General features: G+C 50.6%; 1 protein-coding gene and 1 riboswitch. The gene reads left to right on the top strand.

What is annotated here, in order from left to right; all coding sequences use genetic code 11:
• Positions 1–124: 124 nt before the first annotated feature.
• Positions 125–211, bottom strand: a riboswitch (cyclic di-GMP riboswitch).
• A 354-nt stretch (positions 212–565) separates the two neighbouring features.
• Positions 566–1,696 carry an MBL fold metallo-hydrolase gene (locus AS26_RS13460; protein WP_062310624.1) on the top strand — a complete coding sequence of 377 codons (1,131 nt, stop codon included), beginning with the start codon at positions 566–568 and terminating at the stop codon, positions 1,694–1,696.
• Positions 1,697–2,015 lie beyond the last annotated feature (319 nt).

The following is a 2,015-nucleotide window of genomic DNA, read 5'->3' as shown; positions in this document are numbered from 1 at the left end:
CCCCCCCCCCCCCGGGAGGGTTTATTTTCTAAGTTTATGTTTTCCATCGTTCTTCCCCCGTCTTCTCGTATCACAAAAGGGGCAGCTCGCCCCAGCAAGCTGTCCCCATGTTTCCATTCGTGAAAGCGGCAGCCCGGCGATCTTAGGTCCAAGTCCCCGTAGACCCGTAGCTTTGCGTCCCAACGTTTCCGTTGGTTTGCCCTGAAACGCCTCCTATATGATTCGTTGTCCTCGGATTCCATTGCTTGCCGATGTTTTTATCGACATCATCACTTACGATTCGACATACTCAAGCAAATACAAACCTCATGTCGAAGTCTAAAGATACATTCGCCATTCTTCTTAGAATTCCTTTCTCTCTTTCAGCAGAACGAGCACGTATCCCGCGAATCATAAGTAATTCCTGCTGCATTTCATAATGAAATCTTGACAACCCCACCCCATCCCCTCTAACATACCCACTAGGGTATATACCCACATGGGTATTCATCTCCTCTGCACAGAGGGATGCCACAAAAGCTTATCGGTAAATCTAATCATGAACCATGAGGAAGGGAGTAGCATTATGGCCATCCGCACGATTTCTGCCGCTGAACTTCATCGCAAAATGGATTCCGGGGAATCGCTGTTCATCTTGGATGTTCGCAACCCTGAGGAGTATCAGGATTGGAAAATCGAAGGTAACCAATTGCGATCCATCAACATTCCGTACTTTGATTTCCTGGATGACAACGACGCGCTCTATGCGGACCTTCCGAAAGACACAGAGATCATCACGGTATGCGCAAAGGGCGGCTCTGCTCAAATGGTGGCAGAACTGCTTGATCAACGTGGTTACGATGTGAGTGTTCTAGAAGGTGGCATGCTCGCTTGGAGTCAGTTTTACGTGCCCGTGACGATTGTTGATGATGAGAATTTGAAGCTTATCCAGTTCAACCGTCTGGCGAAGGGTTGCCTGTCCTATATGGTGATTTCCGACGGAAAAGCGCTTGTGGTCGACCCGAGTCGACACCTAGACGAGTATGTGCGGGTCGCAGAGCAGGAAGGGGCACAGATTGAGCACATCATGGACACTCACCTGCACGCGGACCACATCACAGGCGGGCCCGAACTCGCGCAGAAAACAGGTGCTACGTACTACATCTCAGCCAGTGAAATGCAAGGTTCAGACCGGCCCTATGAACCACTCGAAAAGCACAGCGTGATTCAATTTGGCCAAGTGAATGTCAAGGTCTTGGCCATTCCTACGCCGGGTCACACACCCGGAAGCATGTCCTTCTTGGTCAACGATCAGTTCTTGCTGTCAGGAGACACGATTTTTGTGGGCGGACTCGGTCGCCCAGACCTCGGTGGCAAGGCCCGCGAATGGGCACAAGCCTTGTACGATACGGTGTTTCGCACGATAGCCCAGCTTTCTGACGACGTGCTCGTCCTCCCCGCGCACTATGCGGATATTCAAGAAATCAATGCGGCCGGGTATGTCGGAGAAACACTTGGAGAGATTCGGCGTAAGAACGAAATCATGCGTACCGAAGATCGCGAAACGTTCACGGAGACAGTCGCGAATTCAGTCGGTGCCACTCCGCCGAACTATGAGGATATTGTGAGCATCAATCGCGGTGTGCTATCTGTATCCCCTGAAAAAGCGACCGAATTGGAAATCGGACCAAACCGTTGTGCCATTCATCATACGTGACAACATCGACACGCTTGAAAAGGCGCGAGACAAACGACGTCGAGCGCCTTTTGCCTTTGATATTGATGGATCCTACGAAGGGGACACAGATTCACAAATAACAGCTTGCTTTTCGTGACACTATACTGTAAAGTGCAGTATAGATTGATAAACAGGGAGTGAGCATCATGGATCAGGTGCAACAGAAGAAGCGAGAACTGATGGAAGCAGCACACAAGCTGAAGGAAGCAGGGCTATTGTTCCGCGGATATCACGCCAATCTGTCAGCACGCATTTCAGAGGACACGATGATTCTCACCAGCGGCGGTAGCGTCGAACG

This window comes from Alicyclobacillus sendaiensis NBRC 100866 (genome assembly GCF_001552675.1).
In the GTDB taxonomy this organism is placed as follows: domain Bacteria; phylum Bacillota; class Bacilli; order Alicyclobacillales; family Alicyclobacillaceae; genus Alicyclobacillus; species Alicyclobacillus sendaiensis.
The sequence above is the reverse complement of the archived record's forward strand: the minus strand, read 5'-3'. Positions and strand labels throughout refer to the sequence as shown.